The 6,189-nt window shown below is 35.7% G+C and carries 3 protein-coding genes and 1 pseudogene; all 4 read right to left on the bottom strand.

Features of this window, described 5'->3' with window-relative positions:
* Window positions 1-1,882: pseudogene (locus ACFSRZ_RS11790) on the bottom strand (hypothetical protein); the annotation flags it as partial.
* A 178-nt stretch (window positions 1,883-2,060) separates the two neighbouring features.
* The gene (locus ACFSRZ_RS11785; protein WP_379666761.1) at window positions 2,061-4,334 is read right to left on the bottom strand and encodes a BspA family leucine-rich repeat surface protein; all 2,274 of its coding nucleotides are present in this window, start codon (window positions 4,332-4,334) and stop codon (window positions 2,061-2,063) included.
* A 69-nt stretch (window positions 4,335-4,403) separates the two neighbouring features.
* Entirely contained in the window at window positions 4,404-5,249 is an 846-nt protein-coding gene (locus tag ACFSRZ_RS11780) for an ABC transporter permease (protein WP_379666760.1), read from the bottom strand.
* A 16-nt stretch (window positions 5,250-5,265) separates the two neighbouring features.
* The gene (locus ACFSRZ_RS11775; protein ID WP_379666759.1) at window positions 5,266-6,165 is read right to left on the bottom strand and encodes an ABC transporter ATP-binding protein; all 900 of its coding nucleotides are present in this window, start codon (window positions 6,163-6,165) and stop codon (window positions 5,266-5,268) included.
* Window positions 6,166-6,189 lie beyond the last annotated feature (24 nt).

Genomic DNA, 6,189 nt, shown 5'->3' with positions numbered 1-6,189 from the left:
AGCTTTGTATAAATCCATTGGTATCATCACCATCATTGGCATCATCACAGATCTCGTAGTCTGTGGGTTGAATAGGAACAGGCAATCCTGTCACAGCTAAGGTGAATGAAGTAATATCAAAACACGCAGTTGGCGCGTTTCTGTTCATTACACGAGCATAAATGGTTTGATTACTAAATGCAGTTGGGTTGGTGTAAGGAATTGTTATAGCTCCTGTATTTCCAACAGCATCTGTCATAGAAGTAAAATAAGATACTTCAAAAGTTGCTGCATCCAAACCATTAAGAATTTCAGCATCTTTTAGAGTCTCTAAATCAAATGTGTTGAATCCGTCATTGTCTGCATCACAATAAATGATATCTACAGGCTGAGTAGCCGCTGCAGCTTCAAACACTTGAATTGTAAACTGACCTTGTAGAGTGGTAACAATACCACAAGCATCCGTCAGTGTGATTTTTAAGGAATACAACCCGGCATCTGTTAGTGCAAGGTTTGTTAATACTAAATTTTGAGTGGTAGCAACAATACTGGTTGTTGTTCCATCATTAAAACTCCATTCGTAGGTAATATTTGTTCCGGCAACAGCTTCGGGAACAATTGTCTTGTCGGACCCTGTACAGTATTCTAAGCTTAGGTTGTTGATGACTTGGTTATTATCGGAGTCTGTAATTTCAATAGGTAGTAAAAGAGAAGATAGGAAAGGAGGTAGTCCTTGTGTTGCTTGTCTGTCAACCCCCACATCAACAGTCTGATGTGAATAATTGGAATCTGCTCCTAATTCATTTGGATTGTTAACAACACTAATAAACTGTGATCCACTACTGGTCCAATAGATTTTATTATCGGGACCTAATTGTACAGCTCCTCTGGAATTAAAATAATTGAATACGGTAAAGCGAGAGTTGTTAATATCGGTAATTGTAGGTTGTGTTAGATCGTATTGGAATAAGAACTCAGGTGAATTCAGAAAATTCCCCGTAGATACATACAATACATCACTTGAAGGTGAAAACTCAACTCCATAGGAAAATCTATTATCCACATTTAATTCTCTGGGATTACTCACTCGTCCCGACACATCATCAAAATCGAATAAAAAGGTACCGGAACTCATATTGGCAGATACGATGGTACTTCCATCCGGAGAAACCTTTAAATACCCTCTGGGATCCAAGTCGTTTTGAAAATTAGGGAATGTTGAATTGTTATAAGAAGTATTCCCCAAATTACTCACCACAGGAGTAGCATCTACTCCGGTAGAAGTAACTTTATGCGAGTAAAAATTACCTCTGGCATATGATATCACCCAAAAAGTATTACACTCATCTCCTCTTACCGCTGTTACTTTTTCTGTCCACTCCACATGGTTTACATCCGGGAAAGCATTGTTGTTCAAAGCAACCGGACCCGCAACAATATCTCCCAAACCTCCATCTGCACTCATGTCTAAGGTATAATACCAAAAACCTTGATTGTTACTCGAGGGGGCTCCTACCGTAAAGATATAATAGATGTTGGGCTGACCGGGAGCGGGAACTGTTAGTGCCGATTGCGAACTCGAAGCATCCCCGTTTAATAAAGTACCTCCATTGGCTACATCAGTAAAGGGCATGGGATCGTTATTTCGATTCCAAACCGTTAAGTTGTTTGCATCTTGATCCGGTGCTCCAATGTAAAAAAGTAGATTCCCGTCAGCATCTGAAAAAGTAGAACATCCTTCAAAAGTATCCAATTTATTATCAGTTTCTGATCCATGAGGAACTGGTGCTCCTGAGTTAAAATTTAAGGCTGCATTTTCACCAAAATACCAGAAGTTGGCTTCCTTTTGAGCAGAAAGAGTTGTTAAGGATAGTAAAAATATAACAAATAAAATTTTTTTCATGGGTGTAAATTAACAGGCCTTTAAGATACTAGAAAAACGTGACCTATGATATTTTTATTATAAGAGCTTTTAAACAGAATGAAAATAATCAAAAAAACAGGCTTATTGTCACAATAAACCTGTCTTATTTAAGCTTCTTTAGTACTAAATTTTAGAGTTTAGTAATAACAAAAAGTATTTATTCTTTGATAAATCTAATGCTTCCTTGTTTTTTTAGACCTAAAACCTTTAAAATATATATTCCCTTTTTCAAATGAGAAACATCTAATTTGTTATTCTCATTGTTTTGTAAGATCACTCTTCCAGATAGATCTACTATTTGAAAAACGTAATTCTTTAAAGTACCTTTTTTATAATTTACAAAGATTGTCTCGGTTCCGGGGTTAGGATATACTGTTAATGACTCTGAAATATTTTGAGGTGCTTTGGTATCTTCTAGAACTCCACTTCTACATGAATTACTATCTCCACTAAAATACCAACCATAAGTGTTTTGTATATTTTGACGTGCAGCTACAGCAATACTTGAACAGTATTGTAATTCATAAGCTCCAACAGATACTCCAATTTGAAGAGAAGGAAGATTGTTCCAACCAATAAGAGTTGCATCGTAATTGACTTTTGATAAACCTGAACTATCTAGCATGCCACTCATTTTACTTACATTACTGATATCCCAATTGCCTAGGCTTTGATTAAAATTGGTTGCTCTTGCAAACATAAAGCCCATTCGTGTTACATTGCTCACATCCCATTGGTCTAAAGGTTGATTGAATGATGTCGCATAGTAGAACATAAACCTCATGTCTGTTATGTTGCTTACATCCCAATTGTTCAAAGGCTGATTCATACTAGAGCAATAAGCGAACATTCCAAATAGATTGGTAGTAAATGCAAGATTAGGAGATTTTGTATCTAACACCTCTAAATTTGAGCATCCCCAAAAAGCATTATCCATAGAAGTCCATTGGTTAGTCCCCCACTGATTTACAGCGATTATTTTATCCTTATTAAGGGTAATACTAGAAGAACTGTTTTTCTCAATTACGTGATTAAAATAAATTCGAGGAAATGTCCCGCTAATACTAACAGTGTAGGTTCCTGCATCATTAAAAGTGTGAGTGGCATCTCCAGTTTGATTGGTAGATATAGTGCCATCTCCCCATTCTACAGTATAATTATAGGTTTCTCCGCTAAAAGTAGGAATGGTAATGCTTTTATCATTGCTGTCTACCACCCATGTTGTTATGAATAGCTCGTTTCTTACTCCTAAATCAATAACTCTTTGAGGAAGGGTTGTTAGATTGGTTCCACCCGTTGCAGATAAAGTCAATAGCTCACCAATAATATTTAAATTAGTAATAGTATTGTTTGGGTTTTCAATAACTCCTAACTTAGCAGCAGTTCCTATAATGTGATTAAAGTAAAGTTTATCATCAGGCCCTAATTGGATTGAACCTCTCCCTTGTATTCGGGTAAGAAATAAAGAAGGAATAGCTGGATTTGTAGCAGGGCCGGTAGTAGCACTAACAGGAACACTATACAAACCGGATGACCCTCTTAAGTATAACGTTTGGCTATCTGGCGAAAACTCTACATCATTTACTTCAGTAACGGTAATAGGCTTAGGATTTGTTATAGCTCCAGTACTGGTGTTGAAATCAGCAATTATAGCATCTTTTACAGATGTGTTTTGTGGATCTAATCTTAAAGACATCGCTATTTTTGATCCATCTGGAGAAATTCTCATTCCTCCTTCAGTTAAGGATAACTGGTCAAAAGTAACATCTGAAGAAACCTGTACAGGAATATCACTAAAACCGTTGCTGTCCATTTTATAGGTCAAAATCTTTCTGTTAAAACCGTCCAATATGGTAATCCAAATAATATTTTGAACTTTGTTATAGTAAGAGGCTAACCTTTTGTGTCCGTTATTAGTTGTCAAACTTAAAAGACCATTTGCATCTAGAAGCGGACCCCCTACATTTTGTACTACATCTCCATTACCACTGTCTAAGCTCATATCTACAATTGAATAGTAATACCCACTTTCAGTTAAGTTCAGATAAGAATTATGAGCTATGAAGATGTAATATCTATCATTGTTTGTAATATCTGGAACTATAATAGCTTCTTCAGCTATTTCGTTTGTTGTATTAGGTAAGTGCTCCAAAACCCCATTAGGCATTACTTGATGATGCTTGTTTCTTACTTTGATACCGTCAAAATAAAAAAGAAGATTTCCACTGGAATCGCTAACAGAAGATGCTGCTTTTTCGTTTTCAGCCTGACTGTCAGTTAAAACTGAAGGAGAACCATTAGGATTATTGAATGTAACTCCTAGAGGAGTAGTGGAAGAGGAAAAATACCAATTATTGTTTACTTTTCCTGTTTGAGAGAAAACAGTAGTGCATACCAAAAGCACCACTGCAAAGAGTGTAATTTTTTTCATAGTTCTTTTTTTTAATTATAACTGTCACAAATATAGATAAAAATTTGTGACAGCTATGCTAAAAATATCTTATAAATCTCTCTTTTTCAGTAAAGCATACGAAGAGTAAATGAAGACGAATGTCCACACAGAAACGATCATAACATCTAAAAACTGAACATCATAACTCTTTGTAAACTGTTCCCCAATTTGATTGGCTACTGTTTTTACAGCATTCAACCTAGAAAAAGGCTCTTTGATCAGGTTAGACATAGATTCAAAAGGCATAAACTGCATAATGTCTCCAACACGCTCAGAAATGTTATCCATCTTTCTAAAAGAGTAGTAAAGCAATCCTTTGGTCATCGATTCAATGATCAACCAAACAACCATTGCACCTACTGCAAAAGCCGATCTTTTTACTAAGATTCCAAAGAACAAACCAAAAGAGAAGAATCCAACTAGTTTGATGAAGAATCCGAATAAATACTGAAGGTCTGTAACGATAATACTAAACTCGTTATAATCTGAATAGATCAACCCAAGAATAAGAGATACTACAAATACAAACAAAGTAGAGATCAATGCAAAAGCAATAACGGTGTAGAATTTAGAAAGAATAAATTCCTTTTTACTTAAACCATCAATAAGGTTTTGCTTCAGCGTTTTATAGCTGTATTCATTGGCCATCATAGATACGATCACAAGTAATAAGAAGAACTTAAGGATCGCAGCGATGTAAGTGTTAAAGTGCCAGATATATGGGAAGTTGAAAATCCCTGCTTCTGCCAAGTGAAACTTTACAGGTCCAATATCGAACTTGATAGCAGCAATAAGCGCGATACAGGTTAATAGTCCAAAATATATGATAGATAGAACACGACTGGCTCTATTGTGTCTTAATTTGTGAAATTCTATGGTTAAGAGTCTTAACATGACTTTGATTTTTAGGTTAGTTGTTTGCGGTTAGATCTAAGAATTGTTGTTCTAAGCTAGGCTTACGTTTTACCAAATGAGATAACGTGATCCCATTTTGAAAAAGGAAAGCATTCATTTCAGAAGAACCTATCTGCTCTGCCAAATGGGCAATGATCAGATCTTCTTCTTTTTTAACGGAACCAATTCCTTTGTGATCTTCCAATAACTTGATTAGTTTTTCTTCATCGGATTCTACTTTCAGTTCGAACAATCCGTTAGAAGCAGTCATTTCATCAACTCTACCACTGTAAAGTTTAACTCCTTTTCTAATTACAACAACATGGCTACATACTTTTTCTACTTCATCCAATAGATGAGAGGCTAGTAAAATGGTGGTTCCATTTTTAGCAATTCCCTTAATGATTTGTCTGATCTCATGAATTCCTTGAGGATCCAATCCATTGGTAGGCTCATCAAGAATTAAGATCTCAGGATCGTTTAGCAATGCAGATGCAATAGCCAAACGTTGTTTCATACCTAAAGAGAAAGTTCTGAACTTACTGTTTCTTCTTTCATAAAGATTTACAGTTTTCAGTTTATCATCAATCTTATCTGTAGAAATTCCTTTGATCTTACAGATCAAAGCAAGGTTTTGACTTGCCGTCATATATGGATAGAAGTTTGGACGCTCAATAATGGCACCTACACGCTTTAAAGCATCGTGGGTAGACATCTTTCCGTCAAACCAGCTAAACTCTCCAGAAGTTCTGTTAACTACATTAAGAATAATACCTAAAGTGGTAGATTTTCCACTACCATTAGGTCCTAAAATACCATAAACGTTTCCTTTTTGGATGTCAAAGGAAAGGTTGTTGACAGCATGAACTCGACCGTATTTTTTGTCGAGATTTCTAAGTGATAAGATTGTTTCCAAGTATGTATCTGTTGGTTAATTGTT

Origin of the sequence: Pseudotenacibaculum haliotis (genome assembly GCF_042684245.1) — a bacterium.
Lineage (GTDB): Bacteria > Bacteroidota > Bacteroidia > Flavobacteriales > Flavobacteriaceae > Polaribacter > Polaribacter haliotis_A.
This window is presented reverse-complemented; position numbering and strand designations above follow the sequence as displayed.